The sequence below is a fragment of the Roseateles sp. genome (genome assembly GCF_036404855.1).
GTDB lineage: Bacteria > Pseudomonadota > Gammaproteobacteria > Burkholderiales > Burkholderiaceae_C > Pelomonas.
Genome location: NZ_DASWYS010000163.1, coordinates 1 through 24608 on the forward strand (window position 1 = coordinate 1; position 24608 = coordinate 24608).

Annotated in this window: 21 protein-coding genes; 14 read left to right on the forward strand and 7 right to left on the reverse strand. The window is 69.9% G+C overall.

The window, feature by feature from the left end; translation table 11 throughout:
* The 5 genes from VGF12_RS10430 to VGF12_RS10450 all read left to right on the forward strand — a co-directional run.
* Positions 1-745 (forward strand): M13 family metallopeptidase (locus VGF12_RS10430; RefSeq protein ID WP_331175968.1); only part of this gene is annotated, 745 nt, incomplete at its 5' end.
* 154 nt (positions 746-899) lie between these two features.
* The gene (locus VGF12_RS10435; protein ID WP_331175987.1) at positions 900-2768 is read left to right on the forward strand and encodes a potassium transporter Kup; all 1869 of its coding nucleotides are present in this window, start codon (positions 900-902) and stop codon (positions 2766-2768) included.
* Between the two features lie 28 nt (positions 2769-2796).
* Positions 2797-3975, forward strand: a complete 1179-nt coding sequence (locus VGF12_RS10440) for a benzoate/H(+) symporter BenE family transporter (protein ID WP_331175969.1) — start codon at positions 2797-2799, stop codon at positions 3973-3975.
* A gap of 58 nt (positions 3976-4033) precedes the next feature.
* Positions 4034-4981: a glutathione synthase gene (gene gshB, locus VGF12_RS10445; RefSeq protein WP_331175970.1), complete on the forward strand. Its 948-nt coding sequence runs from the start codon at positions 4034-4036 to the stop codon at positions 4979-4981.
* The gene (locus VGF12_RS10450; protein ID WP_331175971.1) at positions 4978-6666 is read left to right on the forward strand and encodes a DUF885 domain-containing protein; all 1689 of its coding nucleotides are present in this window, start codon (positions 4978-4980) and stop codon (positions 6664-6666) included. Before gshB ends, VGF12_RS10450 begins: the two co-directional genes overlap by 4 nt.
* 11 nt (positions 6667-6677) lie before the next feature.
* On the opposite strand, the gene VGF12_RS10455 is transcribed toward VGF12_RS10450, so the two are convergent.
* Entirely contained in the window at positions 6678-7901 is a 1224-nt protein-coding gene (locus tag VGF12_RS10455; protein WP_331175972.1) for a flavin-dependent oxidoreductase, read from the reverse strand.
* Between the two features lie 54 nt (positions 7902-7955).
* On the opposite strand from VGF12_RS10455, the gene VGF12_RS10460 reads away from it, so the two are divergent.
* Complete coding sequence (locus VGF12_RS10460; RefSeq protein WP_331175973.1) at positions 7956-8480, forward strand: MarR family winged helix-turn-helix transcriptional regulator; 525 nt, start codon at positions 7956-7958, stop codon at positions 8478-8480.
* Positions 8477-9451 (forward strand): Bug family tripartite tricarboxylate transporter substrate binding protein, encoded by a 975-nt coding sequence (locus VGF12_RS10465; RefSeq protein ID WP_331175974.1) that lies wholly within the window; start codon positions 8477-8479, stop codon positions 9449-9451. Before VGF12_RS10460 ends, VGF12_RS10465 begins: the two co-directional genes overlap by 4 nt.
* Positions 9452-9487: 36 nt before the next feature.
* On the opposite strand, the gene VGF12_RS10470 is transcribed toward VGF12_RS10465, so the two are convergent.
* On the reverse strand, positions 9488-10255 hold the full coding sequence (locus VGF12_RS10470) for an SDR family oxidoreductase (RefSeq protein WP_331175975.1): 768 nt from the start codon (positions 10253-10255) through the stop codon (positions 9488-9490).
* Between the two features lie 146 nt (positions 10256-10401).
* Between VGF12_RS10470 and VGF12_RS10475 the strand changes: the two genes are divergently transcribed.
* Genes VGF12_RS10475 through VGF12_RS10485 form a run of 3 tightly spaced genes read left to right on the forward strand, consistent with a single transcriptional unit; the run spans position 10402 to position 16084 of the window.
* A complete protein-coding gene (locus VGF12_RS10475) occupies positions 10402-12840 on the forward strand; it encodes a tetratricopeptide repeat protein (protein WP_331175976.1) in 2439 nt (812 codons plus the stop codon).
* Entirely contained in the window at positions 12837-14981 is a 2145-nt protein-coding gene (locus VGF12_RS10480; protein ID WP_331175977.1) for an FUSC family protein, read from the forward strand. Before VGF12_RS10475 ends, VGF12_RS10480 begins: the two co-directional genes overlap by 4 nt.
* A 2-nt stretch (positions 14982-14983) precedes the next feature.
* On the forward strand, positions 14984-16084 hold the full coding sequence (locus VGF12_RS10485; protein ID WP_331175988.1) for an S-(hydroxymethyl)glutathione dehydrogenase/class III alcohol dehydrogenase: 1101 nt from the start codon (positions 14984-14986) through the stop codon (positions 16082-16084).
* 128 nt (positions 16085-16212) lie between these two features.
* Here VGF12_RS10485 and VGF12_RS10490 read toward each other — a convergent pair whose 3' ends face one another.
* The 3 genes from VGF12_RS10490 to VGF12_RS10500 are packed head-to-tail and all read right to left on the reverse strand — an operon-like array spanning position 16213 to position 19925.
* A complete protein-coding gene (locus VGF12_RS10490) occupies positions 16213-16893 on the reverse strand; it encodes a glutathione S-transferase (RefSeq protein WP_331175978.1) in 681 nt (226 codons plus the stop codon).
* A gap of 54 nt (positions 16894-16947) precedes the next feature.
* Positions 16948-17901, reverse strand: coding sequence for a complex I NDUFA9 subunit family protein (locus VGF12_RS10495; protein WP_331175979.1), 954 nt, complete (start codon positions 17899-17901; stop codon positions 16948-16950).
* Positions 17898-19925, reverse strand: coding sequence for a lytic transglycosylase domain-containing protein (locus VGF12_RS10500; protein WP_331175980.1), 2028 nt, complete (start codon positions 19923-19925; stop codon positions 17898-17900). The genes VGF12_RS10495 and VGF12_RS10500 overlap by 4 nt, the downstream gene beginning before the upstream one ends.
* A 104-nt stretch (positions 19926-20029) precedes the next feature.
* Between VGF12_RS10500 and VGF12_RS10505 the strand changes: the two genes are divergently transcribed.
* Together VGF12_RS10505 and VGF12_RS10510 are read left to right on the forward strand one after the other, a co-directional pair.
* Entirely contained in the window at positions 20030-20575 is a 546-nt protein-coding gene (locus VGF12_RS10505) for a 5-formyltetrahydrofolate cyclo-ligase (RefSeq protein WP_331175981.1), read from the forward strand.
* Positions 20576-20590: 15 nt separating this feature from the next.
* Positions 20591-22252, forward strand: coding sequence for a cation:proton antiporter (locus tag VGF12_RS10510; protein WP_331175982.1), 1662 nt, complete (start codon positions 20591-20593; stop codon positions 22250-22252).
* Positions 22253-22286: 34 nt separating this feature from the next.
* Here the strand turns inward: VGF12_RS10510 and VGF12_RS10515 are convergent, their stop codons facing one another.
* Positions 22287-23234, reverse strand: a complete 948-nt coding sequence (locus tag VGF12_RS10515) for a LysR substrate-binding domain-containing protein (protein WP_331175983.1) — start codon at positions 23232-23234, stop codon at positions 22287-22289.
* 90 nt (positions 23235-23324) lie between these two features.
* On the opposite strand from VGF12_RS10515, the gene VGF12_RS10520 reads away from it, so the two are divergent.
* The gene (locus VGF12_RS10520; RefSeq protein WP_331175984.1) at positions 23325-23621 is read left to right on the forward strand and encodes a DUF2917 domain-containing protein; all 297 of its coding nucleotides are present in this window, start codon (positions 23325-23327) and stop codon (positions 23619-23621) included.
* Here the strand turns inward: VGF12_RS10520 and VGF12_RS10525 are convergent.
* The gene (locus tag VGF12_RS10525; RefSeq protein WP_331175985.1) at positions 23571-23993 is read right to left on the reverse strand and encodes a TfoX/Sxy family protein; all 423 of its coding nucleotides are present in this window, start codon (positions 23991-23993) and stop codon (positions 23571-23573) included. The two genes, VGF12_RS10520 and VGF12_RS10525, sit on opposite strands and share 51 nt — an antisense overlap.
* Before the next feature lie 25 nt (positions 23994-24018).
* On the opposite strand from VGF12_RS10525, the gene VGF12_RS10530 reads away from it, so the two are divergent.
* Positions 24019-24588, forward strand: a complete 570-nt coding sequence (locus tag VGF12_RS10530; RefSeq protein WP_331175986.1) for a 5-formyltetrahydrofolate cyclo-ligase — start codon at positions 24019-24021, stop codon at positions 24586-24588.
* Positions 24589-24608: the final 20 nt, after the last annotated feature.

Genomic DNA, 24608 nt, shown 5'->3' on the forward strand with positions numbered 1-24608 from the left:
GGACGTGCGTGCCGGCGACGCGCTTGGCAATACGCTGCGAGCGGGTCGTTTCTCCTGGCTGCATGAAGTGGCCAAGGCCGACAAACCGGTCGACCGGCGCGAGTGGCTGATGACGCCCCAGACCGTCAACGCCTACTACAACCCGATGATGAACGAGGTCGTCTTCCCGGCCGCCATCCTGCAGCCGCCGTTCTACAACAGCCAGGCCGACGACGCCGTGAACTACGGCGCCATCGGTGCCATCATCGGCCACGAGATCAGCCACGGTTTCGATGACGAGGGCAGCCAGTTCGATGGCGACGGCATGCTGCGCAACTGGTGGACCGAGGCGGATCGCAAGGCCTTCGATGCCATCGGAGCCAGGCTGGTCGCGCAGTACGACGCCTACGAGCCCATTCCCGGCAAGCGCGTCAACGGCCAGCTGACGCTGGGCGAGAACATCGCCGACCTGTCGGGCCTGCAGATTGCCTACAAGGCCTATCTGCGATCGCTGGGTGGCAAGCCGGCACCGGTCATCGACGGTTACAGCGGCGAGGAGCGCTTCTTCCTTGGCTGGTCTCAAGCCTGGCGCGAGAAGGCGCGCGAGCAGCGCCAGCTGCGGCTGCTGACGGCTGACCCTCATTCGCCGTCCGAGTTCCGCGCCAACGGCGCCGCCATCAACCACGATGGCTTCCACGAGGTCTTTCGGACCCGGCCGGGCGACAAGATGTTCAAGCCGGCCGCCGAACGCATCCGCATCTGGTGACCAGGCCCCGCCTACGCCTGCCGTGAGGCAGGCGTCAAGCCCGGGCGTTGTGGTTTTGCTGCGTCGCACAAGGCACGGGTGACGGACGGAGAATCGCCGCTTTCGAACAAACGCCACCCCGAGTGGGTGGTGCTCTGCAGTGAGTTCTTCCCAAATGGCCCGCAGCCCCACGGCGCTGGCGGGCCTGACCCTTGGCGCCCTCGGGGTGGTCTATGGCGACATCGGCACCAGTCCGCTGTACGCCCTCAAAGAAATCTTCCACGGCGGCCATGTCGCCATGACGCCGGACAACATCCTCGGCGTGCTTTCACTGTTGTTCTGGACGATGACCGTCATCGTCTCGGTCAAGTACGTGTTGCTGATCCTGCGCGCCGACAACAACGGCGAGGGCGGCCTCATTGCCATGCTGGCGCTGGCGACCAACGCGGTGAATGATCGTCCGCGGCTGCGGCGCGGACTGATGATGGTGGGGCTGTTCGGCACGGCCATCTTCTTCGGCGATGCGGTGATCACGCCGGCCATGACGGTGCTCAGCGCCATCGAGGGCATCGAGGTCTATGCGCCGGACTACCACGATGCCGTGTTGCCGGTCTCGCTGCTGGTGCTGGCCGGCCTGTTCTCGGTGCAGCGCTTCGGCACGGGCGGCATCGGCAAGGCCTTCGGGCCGGTCATGCTGGTCTGGTTCCTGAGCCTCGCGGCGCTGGGCTTGCCGCATGTGTTGGACAACCCGCGCGTGCTGGCGGCCATCAATCCGTTGTACGCGCTGCGCTTTTGCCTGGAGTACCGCTGGGTCGCCTTCGTCGCGCTGGGCGCCGTCGTGCTGGTCGTGACCGGCGGCGAGGCGCTGTATGCAGACCTCGGCCATTTCGGCAAGAAGCCGATCCGCCTGGCTTGGTACGGCATGGTCATGCCGGCGCTGGTCATCAACTACTTCGGCCAGGGCGCGATGCTGCTGGACAATCCCACGGCCATCAAGAACCCGTTCTACCTGCTGGCGCCCTCGTGGGCCGAGATCCCGCTGTTCTTGCTCGCCACGGCCGCCGCCACCGTCGCATCGCAGGCGCTCATCACGGCAGCCTTCTCGGTCACGAAGCAGGCTATCCAACTGGGCATCTTGCCGCGCCTGCGCGTGCTGCACACCAGCGTGACCGACATCGGCCAGATCTACGTGCCTTTCGTCAACTGGGCTCTGTTCGGGCTGGTGGTCGCCGCGGTCGCATTCTTCGGTTCGTCCAGCAAGCTGGCCGGTGCCTATGGCGTGGCCGTCACCATCGACATGACCATCACCACGGTGATGACCTTCTTTGTCATCCGCTACGGCTGGAGGTACCCGCTGGCGTTGTGCCTGGCCGCCACCGGTGTCTTCTTCGTCATCGACGTGACCTTCCTCGCGTCCAACCTGCTGAAGCTGCTGCATGGTGGCTGGTTCCCGCTGCTGATCGGCGTTGGCATGTTCACACTGATGCTGACCTGGAAGCAGGGACGCAAGCAGCTCTCCGACAAGCTGCGCGAGGACGCCATCGAGCTTGGCACCTTCCTTGAGGCCGTCTTCATCAACCCACCTTTGCGGGTGGCCGGCACGGCAGTCTTCCTGTCCGCCGAGAAGGGCAGCACGCCCAACGCGCTGCTCCACAACCTCAAGCACAACAAGGTGCTGCACGAGCAGAACATTTTTGTCACCGTCAAGCACCACGAGGTGCCGTGGATCAGCCTGGAGGAGCGCTGCGAGGCGGAAGCGCTGGGCCACAGCTGCTGGCAGGTGGCGCTGCACTTCGGCTTCAAGGATGAGCCTGACGTGCCGCAGGCGCTCGCGCTTCTGGAGAAGCAGGGCATGCTGCTGGAGGACATGGAGACCAGCTATTTCCTGAGCCGCGACATCGTCATTCCGACTATCGGGTCGGGCATGGCGCTGTGGCGCGAGAAGCTCTTCGCCAGCATGCACCGCAACGCCTCGGCGGCTGCGGACTTCCTGCACCTGCCGACCAACCGCATCGTCGAGCTGGGCAGCAAGGTCGAGATCTGACACCGGTACCGGCCGCTATGCTGGCCGCATGCGCTCCGTCCTGAAGGATTTCTCGCCGTCCACCGTCGTGGCTGGTTTTGTCGCGGTGCTGGTGGGCTACACCAGCTCGGTGGCCATCATCTTCCAGGCCACGGTGGCGCTGGGCGCCACTCCCGCCCAGACGGCCTCCTGGCTGTGGGCCCTGGGCCTGGGCATGGGCCTCACGAGCCTGGCCCTGAGCCTGTGGACGCGCCAGCCCGTGCTGACGGCCTGGTCCACGCCCGGCGCGGCGCTGTTGGCTTCGACCTCAGGCGTGGAGATGCCCGAGGCTGTAGGCGCCTTCGTCATTTGCGGCCTGCTCATCGCCTGGGCCGGCGCCAGTGGCTGGTTCGAGAAGTTGATGGACCGCATTCCCGTGGCCATTGCCTCGGCACTGCTGGCGGGCGTGCTGGCGCGCTTCGGCCTCGACGCGGTGGGCAGCGTGAAGACGGCACCCGTCCTCGTGCTCGCGATGGCAGCGGCGTTCTTGCTGGGGCGCCGCCTGTGGCCGCGCTACGCCGTGCCGGGCGTGCTCCTCGCTGGCATCGCCGTCGCGCTGGCGCAGGGGCGGCTCAGCCTGCTCGGTGTCGATACGTCGCAGGTCTTCGCGCTGCCGGTCTGGACGGCGCCCCACTTCACCTGGCATGCGGCCGTCGGCGTGGCGCTACCGCTTTTCATCGTCACGATGGCCTCGCAGAACCTGCCGGGCGTCGCGGCCCAGCGCGCCAGCGGCTATCAGACGCCGGTGTCCGCCAGCATCGCCGTGACGGGGGCCGCGACAACGCTGCTGGCGCCTTTTGGCGGCTATGCGCTCAATCTCGCCGCCATCACGGCCGCCATCTGCATGGGCCGCGAAGCCCACGAGGACCCGGCGCGGCGCTACACGGCCAGCGTCGCCGCGGGTCTGTTCTACGTGCTGCTGGGCCTGGCCGGCGGTGCCGTTGCAATGTTGCTCGCGGCTTTCCCTCGTGAACTCGTCGCTGCCATCGCCGGATTGGCCCTGCTCGGCACCATCGCCGGCGCGCTGGCTTCGGCGCTGAAGGACGAGGCCCACCGAGACGCCGCGATCCTGACCTTTCTCGTCTGCCTGTCAGGGATCAGCCTCTTTGGCATAGGCGCCGCCTTCTGGGGCGTGGTGGCGGGTGGCGTGGCGACGCTCGTCGCTACATTGCGGCGCTCTCAGCCCTAGCCGGGCGGGGGGACGTGACCCTGTGCAACACTGGCCGGATTGCACAGGCGCCCCGACCATGAAGCTGCTTTTCGTTGCCGACCCCCTAGACACCTTCAAGATCTACAAGGATTCCACCTTCGCGATGATGCGCGAGGCCGCCCGGCGCGGCCATGCCATCCTGGTCTGCGAGGTGGGTCAGCTCATCTGGCTGCGCGGTGGCCGCGTTACGGCGCGCGGCGCCCGCCACATCACGCTGACCGGTGACGCGCAGGACTGGTTCAAGGTCGAGGCGACGATCGACCTGGCGTTGGCTGACGTCGGCGCCGTGTTGATGCGCAAGGACCCGCCCTTCGACAGCGAGTTCTTCTACGCCACCCACCTGCTCAGCCAGGCGGAGCGTGAGGGTGCCCGCGTCTTCAACAAGGCCAGCGCGCTGCGGGAACACCCCGAGAAGCTGGCTATCCTCGAGTTCCCGCAGTTCATTTCCCCAACCCTGGTCACGCGCGACCCGGCCGAGATCCGCGCCTTCCACGCCGAGCAGCGCGACATCATCCTGAAGCCGCTGGACGGCATGGGCGGCATGGGCATCTTCCGCGTCAAGGACGACGGGCTCAACCTCGGCAGCATCATCGAGACGCTGAACAAGGACGGCACGCAGACGGTCATGGTGCAGCGCTTCATCCCGGCCATCGCCGAGGGCGACAAGCGCATCCTCATCATTGGCGGCAAGCCGGTACCGCACTGCTTGGCGCGCATTCCGCAGGGCGGCGAGGTGCGCGGCAACCTGGCGGCCGGCGGCAAGGGCGTGGCCCGCCCGCTGACCGCGCGCGACCGCGAGATTGCCGAGGAGCTTGGGCCGATCCTCGTGCAGCGCGGCCTGCTGCTTGTGGGCCTGGACGTCATCGGCGAGAACGTCACCGAGATCAATGTGACCAGCCCGACCTGCTTCCAGGAGATCACGGACCAGAGCGGCTTCGATGTCGCTCACATGTTCATCGACGCGCTGGAAGGGGCGCTGGCATGAGGCGCCGCGAGTTCACGCTGGTGAGCCTTGCCGGTCTCAGCCTGCCGGCGCTGGCGCAAGGCCGCCCATTCGGCGCGATGAGCGAGGAATTCCTGGAGGCGCTGTGGAAGCTCGACCCGGATGCTGCCGTGTCCGCCGGTCGCTTCGAGTTCGCCGGCCGCGTCACGCTGCCCAGCGCCGCCCAGCGCCAGCGTGTGCGAGTATTCGCGAAGGATTGGCTGGCGCGTTTTCAGCGCCTGCCCGCGGCGCCGCTGTCGACCGCCGAACGCATGGATCGCGACATCCTGATCGCCAAGCTGCAAAGCGACCTGTGGCGCCTGGACGTGCTGCGCGAGTGGTCCTGGAACCCGGCCGAGCACAACCCCGCCGCGCCGCTGGATCTGCTGCTCAACACCGACTACGCACCGCTGCCCGTGCGGCTCAAGGCGCTCAGGCCGCGTGTCGCGGCTTTGCCGGCCTATTACCGCGCGGCACGGGACAGCCTGGCCAACGTCACGCGTGAGCACACCGAGCTGGCCATCCAGCAAGCGCCGGGCGTGCTGGGCGTGCTCGACGACATGGCCACGCGCGCCTCCGAGGCGGGGCAGGCTGGTGCGTTCAAGGCGCCGCTCGCTCAGGCGAGGGCGGCCGTGAACGGTTTCGTCGCGCACCTGAAGGGACTCAAGCCCGCGCGGGGCTTCCGCCTTGGCCCTGAGCTCTATGAGCCCAAGTTCGGGCACGACATCCAATCCGCCCGCACAGGCCGCGAAACCTATGAACTGGCACTGCTGCGCCGCGAGGAGGTGCTGGCCAGCATGCAGACTCAGGCGGCGGCGTTGTGGCCCACGGTCATCGGCAGCGAGCCGCCGCCGGCCGACCGCTTCGCGCTGATCGGGCGCGTCATCGACAAGCTCAGCGAGCGTCATGTCGCCCGCGAACGTTTTGTTGATGAGATCCGCGCCCAGATCCCGCAACTCGAGGCCTGGGTGCGCGACCATGACCTGCTCAGCCAGGACCTGGCCAAGCCTCTGGCCGTGCGCGAGACGCCTGCCTACCAGCGCGGCGTGGCTGGCGCCAGCATCGAGGCGCCCGGCGCGTACCGGCCGCAGGACAAGACCTATTACAACGTCACGCCGCTGGACGACCTGACACCCGAACAGGCCGAGAGCAGCCTTCGCGAGTACAACCACTGGATCCTGCAGATCCTCAACATCCACGAGGCCATCCCGGGCCATTACACGCAGCTGGTGCATGCCAACCGTGCGCCCAGCAAGGTCAAGGCCTTGTTCGGCAATGGCGCCATGGTGGAGGGCTGGGCCGTCTACGGCGAGCGGATGATGATGGAGAGCGGCTACGGCGCCTCGCCTGAGATGACGCTGATGTACGGCAAATGGCATCTGCGCTCGGTCACCAACACCGTGCTCGACTACAGCGTGCACGTGCTGGACATGGCCGAGGCCGATGCGCTGGACCTGCTGGTGCGCCAGGCCTTCCAGACCGAGCGCGAGGCCAGGGAGAAGTGGCGCCGGGTACAGCTGACCTCGGTGCAGCTGACCAGCTATTTCAGCGGCTACAGCGAGATCTTCGCGTTGCGCGAGCAGTTGCGGACACGGCCGGGCTTCGACCTCAAGGCCTTCCACGAGAAGTTCCTCAGCTACGGCAATGCACCCGTGCGGCTGATTGCCGCGGAAATGCTCAAGGCCTGACGGAGGCGCGATCAGGGGGCGCGCTGTCGGTGACCGGCGGCCGCCTTGTAGCTGTTGATCTCGCGGGCCACCTCGGCCGGGTCGATGACGTCGGCCAGCCGCGTGAAGCCCCCGGGTGCCAGTGCCTCGACGCGGTCCAGGATGGCGTCCAGCCCCTCGCGCCGGTTCATCTCGACAATGCGGGCACACATCGGTCGGCGTTCGTCCTCGTAGGCGGCAAGCGCCGCATCCAGGTCGGTGTGCGCCGCAAGCGCGCCGGCCAGCGCCTTCGCATCCAGGATGGCCTGTGTCGCGCCATTGGAGCCGATGGGAAACATCGGGTGCGCCGCGTCGCCCAGCAGCGTCGTGCGTCCAAGGCGCCAGCGCGGCAGCGGGTCGCGATCCACCATGGGCCATTCCAGCATCTGCTCCGCGCGGGTCAGCAGGCCTGGCACGTCCAGCCAGTCGAAATGCCATCCGCCGAAGGTGGGGAGCAGGTCGTCCAGGCGTCCCGGGCGGCTCCAGTCCGCCCGGTCAGGCGCCGTCAGGCCCGGCTCGGGATCGCGCACGCGGCGGTCTGCGATCCAGTTGATGAGCTGGAGCCCGTCGGCGCGCGGCGCGCCGATCGGGTAGACGACGAACTTGGCCTGGCTGTGGCCCGCCTGCACCATGGTGCGGCCATCCAGGAAGGGCGGGGCCCACGACGTGCCGCGCCACATCATGACGCCGCGCCAGCACGGCGGACCTTCGTCCGGCGCAAGCCGGCGGCGCAGCGCGGAGTGGATGCCATCGGCGCCGACGACCAAGTCGGCCTCGAGCTCGCGCGGGCCTTCGGCGGTCTCGATCTGGGCGACGACGCGGTCGCCCTCATCACGCACACCGATGACGCGCTGGCCGCCTCGGACGTCGACCCGGGCACTGGCCTCGGCCCACAGCCGCATCTGCAACTCACCGCGGTGGATGCTGTACTGCGGATCGCTATAGCCGCCGGCCAGGCCGCGCGGGTCGCGGTAGATGGTCTGGCCATGGCGGTTGGCGAAGACCAGCGCCGAGGTCTCGACGGCCATCGCATGCAGCGCCGGCAGCAAGCCCAGCTCGGCCAGCACCGCCACGGCATGCGGCAGCAGATTGATACCAACGCCCAGCGGCCTGGGCTCGCGCACGGCCTCCAGCACCGTGACGGCGTGCCCGCGCGCCTGGAGGGCGAGGGCCGCCGTGAGCCCGCCGATGCCGCCGCCCGCAATGATGATCTGCATCAACTCAGGGTATGCGAGATTGTTGCAGTAGGCAACGAAAACTACCCTGAATCGGTGAGCAAAACCGACAGCCCCGATCCTGAAGGCCTGATGCTGCCCGTGCCGGGCGTGGACTACGGGCTGCTGGACGGCTTGCTGGGCTATGCGCTGCGCCGCGCGCAGAACGCGCTCTATCTCGACTTCTACCGTGCGACCGCCGAATGGGACGTCAGTCCGCAGCGCTTCGCCGCTCTGGTACTCATCGCGCGCAACCCCGGCCTGCGCCAGGGATTGCTGGGCCAGGCCATGGGTCTGCATCGCAGCGGTGCGCTGCGTCTGACCGACTGGTTGACCGCCAAAGGTTGGGCCGAGCGCCGCGACACGCCGGGTGACGCCCGCGCCTGGGGCCTGCACCTGACGTCCGCCGGCCGCCGCCGCCTGGCGCAATTGCAGCAGGCCGTCGCCGAACACGACCGCACCCTAGCCGCAGCCCTCGGCGACCAAGGTGCGGCGCTCAAGGCCGGGCTGGAGCGGCTGGCCTGGGTGGCCACCGCACAGAGCACCGCCCCCGACAACAAGCCCAGGAGACCCAAGCCATGATGGACCGACGCCACCTTCTCGCCTCACTCGCGGCCCTGCCCGCCGCCTTGGCACCGACGGCCCGCGCGCAGGGCCAGCCGCCGCGCATCCTGGTCGGCTTCCCGCCAGGCGGCTCGGTGGACACCACGGCGCGCCGCTTCGCCGAGTTCTGCCGCGGCAAGCTCGCCGAGACCGTCCTTGTCGAGCAGAAGGTGGGGGCTGGCGGACGCATCGCCATCGCGGGGCTGAAGGACGCCGCGGCCGACGGACAGACGCTGCTGATCAGCCCCTCGTCCATGTTCACCATTTACCCCCACGCTTACCGCAAGTTGGCCTACAACCCGGCGACCGACGTGGTGCCGGTGGCGCCGCTGGCGCTGTCCACCTGCGGCTTCGGCGTGGGGCCCATGGTGCCAGCGACCGTGAAGACGCTGGCTCAGTTTGCCGACTGGGCCAAGGCCAACGCCGACAAGGCGGCGTACGCGTCGCCCGCCGCCGGGGCCATGCCTCACTTCCTCGGCAACCAGTTCGAGCACGCCGCAGGCCTCAAGCTCACGCACGCACCCTACCGCGGCGCGGCTCCCGGCATGCAGGACCTGATGGGGGGACAGATCGCCTCGGGCTGCTTCTCCATCGGCGACTTCCTGCCGCACCTGGCCTCCGGCCGCGTGCGCCTGCTGGGCGTCACCGACAAGTCGCGCTCGCGCTTTGCGCCGGACGTGCCGACGTTCGAGGAGCAGGGCTTCAAGGGCATCGTGGGTGTGGAAAGCTACGGCCTGTTTGTGCCAGCCCGCACGCCGCAGGCCGTGGTCGACCGGTTGGCCGACCTCGCCCGCGCCGCCGTGCGCGACGCCGCAGTCATTGAGGCCCTGGGCAAGCTGGGCTTCGAGCCGCTGGGCCAGGCGCCGGCCGACTATGCCCGGCGCCTGGCGGCGGAGCGCGAGTATTGGGGGCCGATCGTGAAGGCCTCGGGCTTCTCGTCCGACGACTAGGCACGGGGCGGGGCCGCAGCCGCTGCAGCGCGCCTCCTAGGTGCGCTGCACCGACACGCCACCGTCCACCAGCATGGCGGTCCCCGTCATGAAGGAGGACTGGTCCGACAGCAGGAACAGCGCCGCACGCGCGATTTCCTCGGGGCGGGCCAGGCGCCGCAGCGCGTGCAGCCTGGCGACGGCAGCCAGGCCTTCCGGCGTGGGACTCATCTCTCGGCCCATGTCCGTGTCGGTGCCGCCGGGCAGCAGTGCGTTCACGCGAAGCCCCTGCGGGCCGAACTCGGTGGCCAGGGCCTGCGTCAACCCCACCAGGCCTGCCTTGCTTGCGGCATACGCGGCCGCGCCGGGAAAGCCGGCCGTGTAGCCCACGAAGGTGCCCGTGAACACCAGGCTGCCGCCGCCGCGTTGCAGCAGCGCGGGGATCTGGTGCTTGGCGGCCAGGAAGGCGGCGGTCAGGTTGGTGTGCAGCGTGTGTTGCCAGGCGCCCAGGTCGATGGTGGGAGTGAGGCCCATCGCGCCCAGCGTGCCGGCGTTGTTGAATGCGCCGTCCAGTCCGCCGTAGACGCCGACCGCCAGCTCTACGAGACGGCGCATGTGCGCCTCGTCACCCACGTCGCCGGCCAGCGCGGTGACGCGGCCGCCCGAGCTGCGGATCTCGTCTGCCAGGGCCTGCAGCCTCGCGTCGCCGCGCGCGGTCAGCACGAGAGCCGCGCCCTGGTTCGCGCACAGGCGCGCCGCTGCGCGGCCGATGCCGGCGCTGGCGCCGGTGATGAGGAGGGTCTTGCCTTCGAGGGACGGGGGCATGGCGGATACCGGTGGGTTGCAATGGTTGCCACTGTGCAAAGGGCCGGGGCCGGTGTCGCGCCGGGTTCGGACCTGCAAATCGCGGCCCGGTTCGCCGGGCAGGCGTGCCATACGGGCTAGCATGGCTGCCCCTTAGGAGTTCCTGCATGCCACTGCGCACGCCCGCCATCCGCTGGAACGGCCTGTGCCTCGCCCTCGGCCTGGCGCTGACGAACCAGGCCGCCCAGGCCACCGACACTGCGCGACTGAATTCGCTGCTGACCGAGCAGCGCTATTCGGCCGCGCGCGCCGACCTGGATGCGCTGCTGCGGGCCCCCCGGCCCCCTGCCGCGCAGCGCGAGGTCGTCTACCGGTGGTTGTTCGCCCGCGATGACAGTGCGGCGATTGACGGCCGCACGCGTGGCGTGCTGATGGACGCCGAGGCCGAGGCCGTCGATTTGCTGGCCGCGGGCCGGCTGGCGCTGGACCGGCGCGATTTCGAGCGCGCCCGGGCGTGCTTCGAGCGCGCGCTGGAGAAGGCCACGCGCCCTGTCGACAAGGCGCAGGCACTGCGCGGCCTTGGGCTGCGGCATTACCAGCTGCGCGAGTTCGACGCGTCGCTGGCCCGGCTGGAGCAGGGGCTTGCCGAGGCGCGCACCGCCGACGGCCTTGCGGCGCTGGCCGAGACGTTGATCCGCCTGGGCCGCACCGAGGACGCCATCGCCGCGGCTGAAGGGGCGGTTGCGCTGAACCGACACCACGAGGCCGCCCACTACTTGCTTGGCAACGGCTATACGCGTGAGAACTACACGCAGCTGGCCGCGCGGCTGGGCGACGACTTCGCACCCCTGATGGCCGGCGTGAAGCGCGCCTCCGAGGCCTTCGACCGCGGCGATTTCGACGCTGCGGTGGCGCTGAGCCTGGACCTGCTGCAGCGCTGCCCGCAGCTCGGTCGCGCCCACGCGATCGCGGCCCGGGCACTGGAGGCGCAGCGCTTTCGCATCGACGTGCACCGCGCGACCTATGAGCGTCGCTTCGCTGCCACGCCCATGCCGACGGTGCCCGGCATCGAGCGCTACGTGCTGAACTGGCAGGCGCTGTCGCCGCGCCACAAGAAGCGCGTCGCGCTGTCCGTCGCACCATGGAAGTTCTTCATCCCCGTGCTCGTCGAAGGTGGCGCCACCCACTTCATCAAGCCGATGTGGATGCGCCTGTCCGAGACGCCGCAAGCCCATGCGCTGAAGGATGCCCGCATCGACTACGACTCGCGCCTGTGGGACGACGTGCGCGGCATGGGCGGCCATTTCACCGTCACCGGCATCGAGGACGTCGAGCGCAGCATCTTCGACCGTTACAACACGGTGCTTCATGAGCTCACCCATCAGGTTCATGGGGTGCTGACGGCCGACCAGTCGCGCGCCATCGAGGCGCTGTACCAGCAAGCCAAGGCGCGTGACGCCAAGACGTCCGACAAGGCCAATGGCGGCTTTCTGTCGCGCTATGCCGGAGGCTCGGTGTGGGAGTACTTTGCCGAGGGCGCCAACGCCGAGGCCTCGCCGCGCCGCGATGCCTACGACGGCCGCGAGATCGTGCGCGAGCGGCTGGTCGAGCTGGACCCGGCCCTGCGCACGGCGGTCCAGCGTTTCTTCGCCCAGCGGGACACCCAGGCCAGCCTGCCCATCGCCCTCGTGAATGCCGGCAACCAGAACCTGGAGGACGGCAAGCTCGCCGATGCCAAGCCGTTGTTCGCGCGCGCCCTCAAGCTGGCGCCGACCGACGAGCGCGCGCTGGCGGCCCAGCTCAATGCGCTTGCCATCGCGGGCGATGGCGCCGCCGTCGGTGAGCTGGCCGTGCGTGCGCTGGCCCTCCATCCACGCAGCGGCGCGCTGCGCGTGGGCGCGGCTGACGCCCTCTGGCACGGGGGGCGCCCGCTGGCCACCGAGGTGCTGCCGGGGCTGGCGCGCGACCTGCAGGCGCTGAGCGGCGAGGACGCGTTCCGAGTCCAACTGGCCCTGGCCGACCACTACCGCCGCCTTGGCAACACTGCTGCCGCGCTGGCCGCCTATCAGGCCGCGCTGGCCTACCAGGGCGATCAGCCCGAGGCGCTGTGGGGCCGGGCGGCCACGCTGGCGCTGGACGGCCGCTGGGATGATGCCTTTGCCCAGTATCAGGCTGCGCTGCGGCTGCGCACCGGACTCGTGCCGCTGCGCCGCGACTACGCGCTGGACCTGCTTCGCGCTGGCCGGACCGAGCCGGCCCGTGCGCAGGTCAGGGAGGCGCTGATCCTGGACCCCGCCGACCCCGACACGCTGGCCCTGAAGGGCTGGCTGGCGCTCATCGACGGCGACGCCGCGGCGGCGCGCCGAAATGCCGACGAAGCACTGGTCCTCGGGCCGTGGAGCGACCTGGCGGTCATCGTGAAGGCGGCCGCGCTGCAGTCCCTCGGTCAGGCCGACGACGCGCGGGCCGCCATCGCACCACTGCGCCAGCGCATCGCCAGTGCATCACCGCCGCAGTACGTCTACCGGCCCGAGAAGTCGGGCTGGTTCTCGGTGCATGAGTTGCCAGCCAGCGAGCGGCGCGTGATGGAGCAACTCGTCAAGTGAAGTTCCTGAAGCGCCTGGAGGCGGCCCATCTCAACGGCCTGAGCGTCGCCCTTGGCGTGGCGGCCACGCATGCCGTTGTTGGCGCGCTGTTCGGCGAGACGGCGGGTCTCGCGGCGGTCGGCGGCGCCGTCTGCGCCAGCCTGCCGGACCTGCCCAACCCGCCGCAGCGCGTGTTGCCGCGGCTGCTGCCGGCTGCGGCGGTCGCGGCCGTCGTCACGCTGCTGGTAGGCCTCACGGACGGGTCCCTGGTACTGACCGTGGGACTGGTTGCCATGGTCACCTTCCTGTCGCTGATGGCGCTGGCCTGGGGGCTGCGCGCCGGGCCGCTGTCGTTCTCGCCGGTGCTGGCCATGGTTTTCGCGATGGCGTGGGATCGCGCGGCTGGCAGCGCCTCGCCCTGGGAGCATGCGCTGTGGGTGGGCGTGGGCGGCTGCGTCTATACCGGTTGGGCGCGCGCCAGTGCGGCGCTGCTGCGCCATCGGCTGCGCGAGCTGGCCCTGGCCCAGGCGCTGCGCGCGACCGAGCAGCGGTTGCGCTCGCGCGCGCAGCGGATTGCCGGCGCGGTGGGCGGGGCCGAGGCCAGCATCCGCATTTCCATCGCAGACGACGTGCTGCTGGCCGAGGCGCTGCAGGCCGCGCGCGATCAGGTCTTCGCCGCGCGCCGTTCGCCGCGCAGCCGCCGCCAGACCGACCTCGTACTGGGCCTCATCGAACTGCGCGACCTGCTCCTGGCCAGCCGGCTGGACACCGAGCTGCTGGGCCATGATTTTCCCGCCCGCCAGTGGCGGGCTGCCTTGGCCGAGACGCTGCGCCATCTCGCCGGCGTGTTGGCTGCGCTGGCCGACACGCTGGCCTACGGTGCGCCGCTGCCGGAAGTGTCGGCCGATGCCTGGCGCGCGCAGTTGGCCGAGCGGCTGGCCAACGTCAGCGCGCCGGCGGGCGATTCGCGGGCCCATCTGGTGTCGGCGCTGCAGTCGCGTCTCGGGCACATGCTCGACGATGTCGGCGCCATGGTCGCGCGCCAGGCCCAGGGCGACGACCACGACGACGCCGCCAGCCCCTGGACGCCCGAGCGCCTGGCACCCTTTGTGTCGCCCGAGGGCTGGCCGCTGGCTGCACTCAAGCCGCACTTGAACCTGCAGTCCAGCGTCATGCGCCACGCGCTGCGCTCTGCGCTGGCGTTGTCCCTGGCCTATGCGCTGGGCGCCTTTCTGCCGTGGGCGGCGCATCCGTTCTGGCTGATGCTGAGTGTGGCCGTCGTGCTCCGCGGCAATCTGGAGCAGACGCTGTCGCGCCGCAACGAGCGCATCATCGGCACGGTACAGGGCTGCCTGCTGGTGCTGCTGCTGGCGCACGTGCACTGGGGGCCGCTGCTGGGCCTGTGCTTCATCGCGGCCGTCGGCACGGCCCATGCCTATGTGAACCGCCGCTACCGCGTCGCCGCGACCGCCGCGACCGTGATGGCGCTGCTGCAGCCGCTGATGCTGGCCCCGGGCAGCGATCCCGCCGTCGTCGAGCGCCTGGCCGATACCGTCATTGGTGCGGGCCTGGCCTGGCTGTTCAGCTTCGTGCTGCCGTCGTGGGAGCGCGCCACCGTGCCGCGGCTGGGCGCGCAACTGCGCGGCGCGCTGGCCCGCCATGCGTCCAACATGCTGCGCTGGATCCCCAGTGCCGAGGAGCAACTTGCCCAGCGCCTGTCGCGCCAGCAGGTCTACACGGCGCTTGCGGCACTGGCTGCGGTAGCGCAGCGCACCCGCGTCGAACCAGCAAGCGTGCGGCTGCCTGAAGCCGAGATTGAGGCGGCGCTGAGCCACGGATATCGCCTGATGGCCTTGCTGGGCGCCGTACAGCACCAGGTGCAGCGCCGCAGCGCCCGCCTGGACGCGGCCCGCGCGGAGACTGCGCTGCCGCTGGCCCGACAGGCCTGCGTGGCAGTGCTGCGGGGCGAGCCCGGTGCCAACGACCAGGGCGTCGACCCGGCTGGCCTGCCCGACGCCGATGCTGGCGCCTGGCCCGAACATCTGGGCCAGCAGGATTTGACCCCGTGGCTGCTGCGACGCCTCAGGCTGTGCCGCCATGAGGCGCGCGAGTTCGCCGCCGCCCTGAACCGACTTCAACCCACTGCAGGAGTACCGCAATGAGCATCCAAACCCGAGCCGCCGTCGCCTGGAAGGCCGGCGCGCCACTGACCATCGAAACCCTGGACCTGGAGGGCCCGCGCGACGGCGAAGTGCTCGTCGAGGTCAAGGCCACCGGGATCTGCCACACCGACGACTTCACGCTGTCGGGGGCCGACCCCGAAGGCCTGTTCCCGGCCGTGCTGGGCCACGAAGGTGCCGGCGTCGTGCTGGAGAGCAAGGTGCCCTGGCTCAAGCCCGGTGACCACGTCATTCCGCTCTACACGCCGGAATGCCGCGAGTGCAAGTTCTGCCTGAGCCGCAAGACCAACCTCTGCCAGGCGATCCGCGCCACCCAGGGCAAGGGGCTGATGCCGAACGGCACGTCGCGCTTTTCGCTGAACGGCGACCCCATCTTCCATTACATGGGGACCAGCACGTTCGCCAACCACATCGTCGTGCCCGGCATCGCGCTGGCCAAGATCCGGCCGGATGCGCCGTTCGACAAGGTCTGCTACATCGGCTGCGGCGTGACGACGGGCGTGGGTGCCGTCCTGTTCTCGGCCAAAGTCGAGGCGGGCGCGACGGTGGTGGTCTTCGGCCTGGGGGGCATCGGCCTGAACGTCATCCAGGGCGCCAAGATGGTGGGCGCCAGCCGCATCATCGGCGTGGACATCAACCCGGCGCGCGAGGCCATGGCGCGGCGCTTCGGCATGACGGACTTCATCAATCCGAAGGACGTGGGCAACGTGGTGGACCACATCATCCAGATGACCGATGGAGGCGCCGACTACTCCTTCGAGTGCGTGGGCAACGTGCAACTGATGCGTCAGGCGCTGGAGTGCACGCACAAGGGCTGGGGGCGCAGCATCATCATCGGCGTGGCGCCGGCGGGTGCGGAGATCTCGACGCGACCGTTCCAACTGGTGACAGGGCGCCACTGGGAAGGCTCCGCCTTCGGCGGTGCCCGAGGCCGCACCGACGTGCCCAAGATCGTCGACTGGTACATGGAAGGCAAGGTCGCGATCGACGAGCTGATCACGCACAAGCTCAAACTGGAGCAGATCAACGAGGGCTTCGAGCTGATGCGCCGCGGCGAGTCGATCCGCTCTGTCGTGGAGTTCTGAGGCCTGGCGGCGCCCCCTCCCCCCCGTGGCGGGCCCTGCGGGGCCGCCACCCGCCCTCCCAGTCACGGCGTGGGGGGGCGTCGACCGGCGGGAGAGGCCCCCGGCCGCTCACCGGGGCAGCTGCGGTGTCAACGGCTCTTGCGGTAGGGCTCGTCCTCGGGCACGAAGTCCTGCTCGCGCATCGCGTCGGCAATCCAGTCCTCCACTGCCGGGTGCGCCAGCAACGCGTCGCAATACGCCGCGGCGTTTTCGGATACCGGCAGGCCGAAACGGCTCAGACGCACTGCCACCGGCGCGAAATAGGCGTCTGCGGCACTGAACTCGCCGAACAGGAAGGGCCCGCCGCTGGCCTTCAGCGCCTGGCTCCAGGCGGCGTCCAGGCGCGCGACGTCGGCGCGCAGCGCCTCGTCCTCGGCCCAGAGCTTCGCGCCCACATCGGGGAAGAAGACCTCGATGTTCATCGGGCAGACGGTGCGCAGCCGCAAGAAGCCGCCATGCATCTCCGCGCACAGGCTGCGCGCCCGGGCGCGGGCCTTGGCATCGTGCGGCCAGATGGCCAGCTCGGGATGGCGGTCGGCGACGTACTCGGTGATGGCCAGCGTCTCCCAGACGGTGAATCCATCGTTCTCGACGAGGACGGGCACCCGCCGGGTCGGGCTGATGTCGGCGATGACACGCGTCCACTCCGAGCCAGGGCTGAAGTCGAAGCGCAGCTTCACCTCCTCGAAGGGGATGCGGAAGGCCGCCAGCAGCACGCCGCTGCGCATGGACCAGGACGAGTAGTTCTTGTTGCCAATGTAGAGCTTCATGGCCGCGAGCTTAAGGACGGCAATGCACGCCTGGGTTGATCAATCCGCAACGGATTAATGCCTGCCGCGCCAGGCGTCCAGCCGTGCAACGCCGCTGTCGGGCGAGAGGTAGGTGGGCAGTACGGCCTCCAGCGAGCTGGCTTGGATACCAAGTTCTGCCAGGCCTGGCAACTGGCCACCGGGCACATTGGGCACGCTCAGCGAGGCGAGGTTGTCGCGCGACAGCAGCGGCTCGCCGGGCAGGCATTCCATGGCCAGGGCCTGCAGCGTGGCGAGCGCCCGGGGCAGGCGCAGCACGGGACGCTCGTGGCCCGCGACGCGGCCGGCCAGGCGCACGAGGTCCTGAAGCGTCAGCTCGCGCGGGCCGGCGATCTCGTAGGTTTGGCCCACGGCCTCGCGGCGGCGCAGCGCCTCGACGAGCGCGCCGGCCAGATCCTGCACCCACACGGGCTGCAGGCGCGCTCCGGCGCCACCCAGCGGCATGACGGGGAAGTGCCGCTGCAGCCGCGCGAACAGGTTGACGCTGCGGTCCCCATCGCCGAAAACCAGCGACGGGCGCAGCAGCGTGAGCTCCAGCGCGTGGGTCTGGGCCGCCACCTGCAACACGGCTTCGCCGGCGGCCTTGCTGCGCAGATAGCGAGATGGCGCATGTTCGGCCACGCCCAGGGCGCTGACGTGCACCAGACGGCGCACGCCGGCCGCGTTCATGGCTTGGGCGAGGCGCCTGGGCAGTTCAACGTGCACATGCTCGAAGGCGGCCGCGCTGCCCTGCAGGATGGCGACGAGGTTGACGACGGCGTCATGCCCGGGCAGCAGGCGAGGCAGGTCCTGGAAGACATCGGCCTGGAGGACGGTGACGCCGGGCAGGCTCTGCACCGCCTGGGCATGCGGCAGGCGGCGCGTGGGCACCGTGATGCGCACATCGGCGCCCAGGCGCCTCAGCAACTGCTCGCACAGCGCGCGGCCGACGAAGCCGCTGCCGCCGAGGACCAGGACGGACAGGCTCATGACTTGGAATCCCCCACTGCGGCCGGAGGCACGTCGCTGACGTCGGCGGCGCGCGCACCGGCCGGGCCGACGCTCTGGCCCAGGCGCTCGCGCAGCGACGTGGCCGGCAGGCCCAACACCTGGGCGTAGACGGCGCCGCCCAGCAGCACCTTGCGGACATAGTCGCGTGTCTCGTTGAACGGGATGTTCTCGGCCCAGATGGCCGCGTCCAGGACCGGACCATCGCGCCAGCGCGCGGGGCGATTGGGGCCGGCGTTGTAGGCTGCCGCGCCCAGCACCTGCGCGCCATCGAAGCGGTCCAGCACCAGCTTGAGGTATTGGGTGCCAATGCGCAGATTGAAGTCGCGGTCGTGCATCAGCCCGGCGCTGTAGTCCATGCCCACCTTCTTGGCCGTCCACTTTGCCGTGGCCGGCATGACCTGCATCAGGCCGGATGCGCCGACGTGGGAGCGCGCGTCCAGCACGAAGCGTGACTCCTGTCGGATCAGGCCGTAGACGTAGGCGGCGTCCACCCCCGCGGCGCGGGCCTCGCGCTGCAGCTCGGCGCGGTGTGGCAAGGGGTAGCGCTGTGCGACGTCGATCTCGGTGCGAGTGCGCTCGCTGGTGTTGATGCAGCGGTCCCAGACCTCGCGGTCGCAGGCCTCCTGCGCGGCTGCCAGCAGGGCGCGGTCGCCGCGCTGCGAGATCTCACGCAGCGAGAAGTTCCATTCGCGCACGCCTTCGCTGCGCAAGCCCAGGTCGATGAGAGACAGGGCCCGGGTCAGGCCCGGGTGGCTGCGCGCGGCGCGGCGCTCTTCGGTTGTCAGCGGCGCGGGCGGCGGCGGCAGCGGCGTGGGCAGTCCCAGCTCCTCGGCGGCAAGGCGGCCAAAGTAGTTCAGCGGCCCGATCTGCGGTGAGGCGGCCAGCGCCGCGAGCTGGGCTCGGGCGGCAGGCTGGTCGCCCTGCAGGCGGGTGGCGCGGGCCTTCCAGTAGGCCCAGGCAGGCTCGCGCTGCTCGGCAGGGCTCATGCGCTCGATGGCGCGAAGCGCCACCCCTGGCGCCTTGGCGCGCAGGGCCGCGCGGGCGTTCCAGGCCAGCGCCTCGTCGCTCCAGGTCAGCTCGGGTGCAAGCTTCTCGGCACGCTCGAAGGCGGCCAGGGCACTCTCCTGAAGCCGCTGCGCCTGCTGGCGTCCGATCTGCACCCACAGCCAGGCCTGCAGGTCTGCGGGCAGCCGGCTCCATTTGTCACGCAGCAGGTCGCCTGCCTGGTCGGGGTCGTTGGCAGCAACGCGGGCCAGCGCCAGTGCCGTGAGCTCGGCATCGAAGCGCGGGGCGCCCCGGGCCTTGCGCGTGAGGTAGCGGCCGGCGTTGTCCTGCAACTCGGCGAGCTTCTGGTCCAGAGGCTTGGCGGCGAGGAGCGCCACCGCCTGGCGGGCCGCACGCGGGCGGCCCTGCTCGGTGGCCTGGCGCGCCTTGGCCCACAAGGTGTCGGGCTTGAAGAGGCCGGCGTCGACCATGGCGCTGGCGAGCTGCTGGCAGCCATCATCGCCGTCGCGTTGCGCCATCCAGGCCGCGCGGGCGGTGTCGACCGCGGGTTTGCCGCCCGCGGCCAGGTCGGCCAGCAGCGCGTAGCAGGCGACCTCGCGGTCGTCGCGCATCACGTAGCTGGCGTGGTCGCGGCGGAAATTGGCCCAGTCGCGGCGACGGCCGAGTTCCAGCAGCCAGTCGTTGCGCAGGCGGTCCTCGACATAGCTGCCGGGGTAGCGCGCATAAAAGGCGTCCATGTCCGGCTGGCGGATCTCGGCCATGCGCAGGTTCAGGTCGAAATACTCGACCCAGCCGGCCAGTGGGTAGCCCTGGCCGCGAGCGGCGTCCACCAGGCCCGCCAGACGCTTGCGGTCACGCTTGACCCATGCTTCGCGGGCCTGCACGGCGAGGTCGTTGTCGACCGGCGCCGCAGGGGCACCCAAGCTGGTTGCCAGCAGCAGTGACCCCAGCGCCGCGATCACGCTGCGGCCCCCGCATTCCTTAACTCGCCTGTCCATTTGACTCATGCCTGCCGCGACTGCCATGCCAGTCAATTTAACCCAGTGCCACCAAGCCTGGGGGATGAGTTCCAATGGCGCCACCCCGCCGACGCCAGCGCCCGATGACAGACGCCGCCAAACCCGACCGTTCCACGCTGCGCCGCAGCCTGCTGGCCCAGCGCCAGGCCTTTGCCATCACACCCGCCTTTCAGGCGGCAGAGCATGCCGTGCGACAGGCGCTGCCGGCGCTGCTGGCCCAACTGGAGCCCGAGCTGCTGGGCGTCTACTGGCCGCTGGGCGGCGAGTTCGACCCGGGCGCGCTGGCTTATCCTCGCGCGCTGCCGTTCGCGCGCCGTGAACCAGCCGCCATGCAATACCGCCGCTGGGACGGTGCGGCGCCCGCGGCCCGGGATGAATGCGGCATCTCCTCATCCACGGGTGCGGTGGCTGTGCCTGACGTCGTGCTGGTGCCTTGCGTGGGCTTCACGCGCGAGGGCTTCCGCCTTGGTTATGGCGGCGGCTTCTTCGACCGCTGGTTGGCCGATCACCCTGGCGTGACGACCGTCGGCCTGGCCTGGTCGGGCGCCGAAACCCAGTTCCCGGTCGAGGCGCACGACCGCGCCTTGACCCTGATCCTCACCGAGCGCGAGCTCATCGCTCCTGACTGAAAGGACGCCGACACGATGCATGACGGCATGACGCTGATCTCGACGCTGGCCGCGGCCTTCGGCCTGGCGCTGGTGCTGGGCCTGCTGGCGCAATGGGCCAAGCTGCCCGCGCTGGTGGGCTACCTGCTGGCCGGCGTGCTGATCGGGCCGCACACGCCGGGCTTCGTCGGCGACGTGCACCTGGCCCAACAGCTGTCGGAGGTCGGGGTCATGCTGCTGATGTTCGGGGTGGGCCTGCATTTCTCGGTGCATGACCTGGTGTCGGTGAAAGGCATCGCGCTGCCGGGGGCGCTGGTTCAGATGGCTGCGGCGACGGCCATGGGCGGCGGGCTGGCGTACTGGTGGTGGGGCTGGAGCCTTGGCGCGGCCTTGGTCTTCGGCCTGGCGCTGTCGGTGGCCAGCACCGTGGTGCTGCTGCGGGCGCTGGAGTCGCGCGAGCTGCTGCACACGGGCAATGGTCGCATCGCGGTCGGCTGGCTGGTCGTCGAGGATCTGGCCATGGTGCTTGCCCTGGTGCTATTGCCGCTGCTGGGCGGCCGTGGCGAGGGGGCCTCCGGCGGCGACCTGGCCGTCACCATCGTCACGACGCTGCTGGCGGTCGCGGCTTTCGTTGCTGTCATGCTGGTGGCCGGGCGGCGCCTGCTGCCCTGGCTGCTGTGGCAGGTCAACCGCACCGGCTCGCGCGAGTTGTTCACGCTGGCCACCGTCGCCGCTGCCGTGGGGTTGGCGGTGGGCGCGGCGGCCCTGTTCGGCGTCAGCGTCGCGCTGGGCGCATTCTTCGCGGGCCTGGTGCTGCGCGAATCGGCTTTCAGTGAACGCGCGGCCCACGAGAGCCTGCCGCTTCGCGATGCTTTCGCGGTGTTGTTCTTTGTCGCGGTGGGGATGCTGTTCGACCCGCGCGTGCTCGTCGATCAGCCACTGGCCGTCCTTGCGACGCTGGCGGTCATCCTGGTCGGCAAGACGCTGGCTGCCGGCGCGCTGGTGCTGCTGCTGAAGTACCCGCTGTCCACCGCACTGACGGTGGCGGTCAGCCTGGCGCAGATCGGCGAGTTCAGCTTCATCCTGCTCAGCCTGGGCCAGTCGCTCAACCTCGTGCCGCCCGAGGCGGCGAGCCTTGTTGTGGCCGGGGCCATCGTGTCCATCGCGCTGAACCCGCTTTGGTTCTCCAGCATCGAACCTATCCGGCGCTTCGTGCTGGCGCGTTCGGCTTGGGCGCGCAAGCTGGAGGCGCGCGATGACCCGCTTGCCGAGCTGCCCGCCGACACGCCGGACACCGCGCTGGCCGGGCAGATCGTGCTGGTGGGCCACGGTACGCTGGGCACGGCGCTTCGCGCGGAGCTGGGCGGCCGGCCGATGGTGGTCATCGACCGCGACCGGGACGTGGTCGAGAAGCTGCGCGCGTCGGGGCAGGCGGCGGTGCTTGGCGAGGCCACCGAGGCCATGACGCTGGTGCAGGCCCACATCGCGAAGGCGGCCTGGCTGCTCGTCGCCGTGACGGACGTGCGCGGCGTGCCGGCCATGCTCGCGCTGGCGCGCCAGCTCAATCCGGATCTGCGCTGCGCCGTCGTTGCGCACACCCGGGAAGAGGCGCAATGGCTGCGGGATGCGGGCGTCAACGAGGTGCTGCGATCGCAACAGGCGCTGGCGCAGGCGCTCGCGCGTGTCGTGTCGGCGTAGCGTCCGTTTGGACCGTTGAGGTGACGGGCCGTCGTCAAACCCCGGCCAACTGGCCGCGTGTGATCTCGGCCTGCTCGCGCACCCAGTCGGCGAACTGCTGCACCTCGGGGCGCCGCGCCGCGCTGGGTCCCAGGATCATCCAGTAGCTGAAGGGGCTGCCCAGCCGCCCCGACTTGCCGAAGGGCTCCACCAGCTCGCCGCGCTGCAGGTGCTCGTGGACCAGCGGCAAGCGGGCCAGGGCCACACCCTGGCCGGTCAGCGCCGCCTGCACCTGCTGGTAGGTGAAGTTCAGGTAGAGCCAGCGGCGCGGCTGCAGGTCGTGTTCACCCATCTCGGTCAGCCAGCGCCGCCAGCTCAGGTACTCGGCGCTGGGGCGTGGGTCGTCCTCTTCGGCCAGCGCATGGCCGGCAAGGTCGGCGGCGCGCTTCAGGGGTGCCGGCGGTTTCTGCAGGTACCAGGGGCTGACGGTGGGCGACAGAAGCTCCTCGAAGAGCTGCTCGGCGTCAGCCGGCACGGAGGGGCGGTCGTCGTAGCGCAGCGCCAGGTCGCTTTCGCCGTCCTCCAGGTCCACCTTGCGGTCGTAGGCCGAGACGCGGATGTCAATGTCCTCGTGCTCGCGCTGGAATGCCTCCATGCGCGGGATCAGCCACAGCGACGCGAAGGACGCGAACGTGCTGACGTTGACGACGCGCCGACCACGCGCACGGCGGATCTGGCGCACGGTCTGGTCCAGCCTCGAGAGCACGGCCACGGCGGTGGGAAGCAGCTGCGCGCCATCGCCGGACAGCTCCACCTTGCGCGTGCCGCGCAGAAACAGGGTGCAGCCAATCTCTTCCTCCAGCGACTGGATCTGGCGACTGATGGCGGACTGCGTGAGGCTCAGCTCGTCGGCCGCCGCGCGGAAGGACAGCAGCCGCGCCACGGCCTCGAAGGCGCGCAGCGGACCGACCGAGAGTGGCCTTTGCCGAATGGGCTGATTCATGCGCAGATGGTATCAATCCGCGCCGCAGAGTCATTGGACCGTACTGGGTGATCTCAGCAGAATCCCTGACATCAACCCTGGAGCAACATCATGAGCGATGCGCAATCCACATGGCATCTGGACGGTGGCCGGGCCTTGACCCTGGCCGGCGCGGCTGAGGCGCGTCGCCTGGCCGTGGCGCGCGGCCGGGTCTGGCTGACGCTGTCCGGCACGGCCGACGAACCGGCCGAGGACAAGTGGCTGGAGGCCGGCGAGGCCCTGGCGCTGGCGCCGGGACAGACGGCCGTGCTGGAAGGCTGGCCGGCGGCTGACTTCCAGTTGCTAGTGCCGCCTGCGTCAGCGGCTGCGCGGCGCGGCTTTCTTGGCCGCCGGTTTTTTGGCCGTTGACACCTTGTGGGATCTCGGCCGCCGGGCCGGCACCTTCTTGACCTTGGCGTTTGCGGCCCGCAGCGCGGCCTCCAATGCCAGTCGAGCCCACGGCAGCATCAGCGGCGGCGATTCCAGCGCCTCCTCAGGGGGGCGGTAGTAGCTCATCACCATCCGCTCGCCGTTCTTCGTGGGATAGGTGAATGGCGGGCAGCCGGCCGCGACGAAGCGCTCGCGCGTCAGGTCGTCGGCCTTGAGGAAGAGCTGGCCCTCGCTGATGAGGGCCATGAAGAGGCCGTCCACATAGAAGCCCTGGCCACCGAACATGCGGCGCACGCGCACGGACCCTAGCGGTGACAGCACTTCCACGCAGAGTTCGGTGAAGGCGTCCATGCCGGGGAATGTAAGCTCCGCGGCCATGGATGCGAACGACCGCGCTGCCGTCCGGCACAAGCTGATCGAGCAACGCCTGGCTCTGCCGGGCCGTCTGGCACTGGCGGCCGAACTGCAGGAGGTGCTGAGTGTCTGGCTGTTGCGACGGCGCGAGCTCACCATCGGCGCCTATTGGCCCATCAAGGGCGAGTTCGACCCGCTGCCCACGCTGTACCGCTGGGGCGAGAACCACCCCGAGCGCCGCATCGGCCTGCCCGTCGTCGACAAAGCCAGCGGCACGCTGCGCTTTCACGTCTGGTTCCCGGGCTGTCCGATGGAGGAGGATGCCTTCCACATCCCTAAGCCCAAGGGCACCGAGGAGTTCCGGCCCCAGCTGATGCTGGTGCCCTGCCTGGGCTTCGGCCCCTGCGGCCTGCGCCTGGGCTATGGCGGCGGCTTCATGGACAAGACGTTGGCCCAGATGCAGCCGCGGCCGGTGGCCGTGGGGATTGGCTATGCGCATGGCTTCCTGCCCCTGCTCAAGCCCAGCGCGCTGGATGTGCCGCTGGACGCGATGCTGACGGAAGAGGGCGTGGTCTGGGATCGCCAGGGCTGATCGTTCAGAACGCGCCGCGC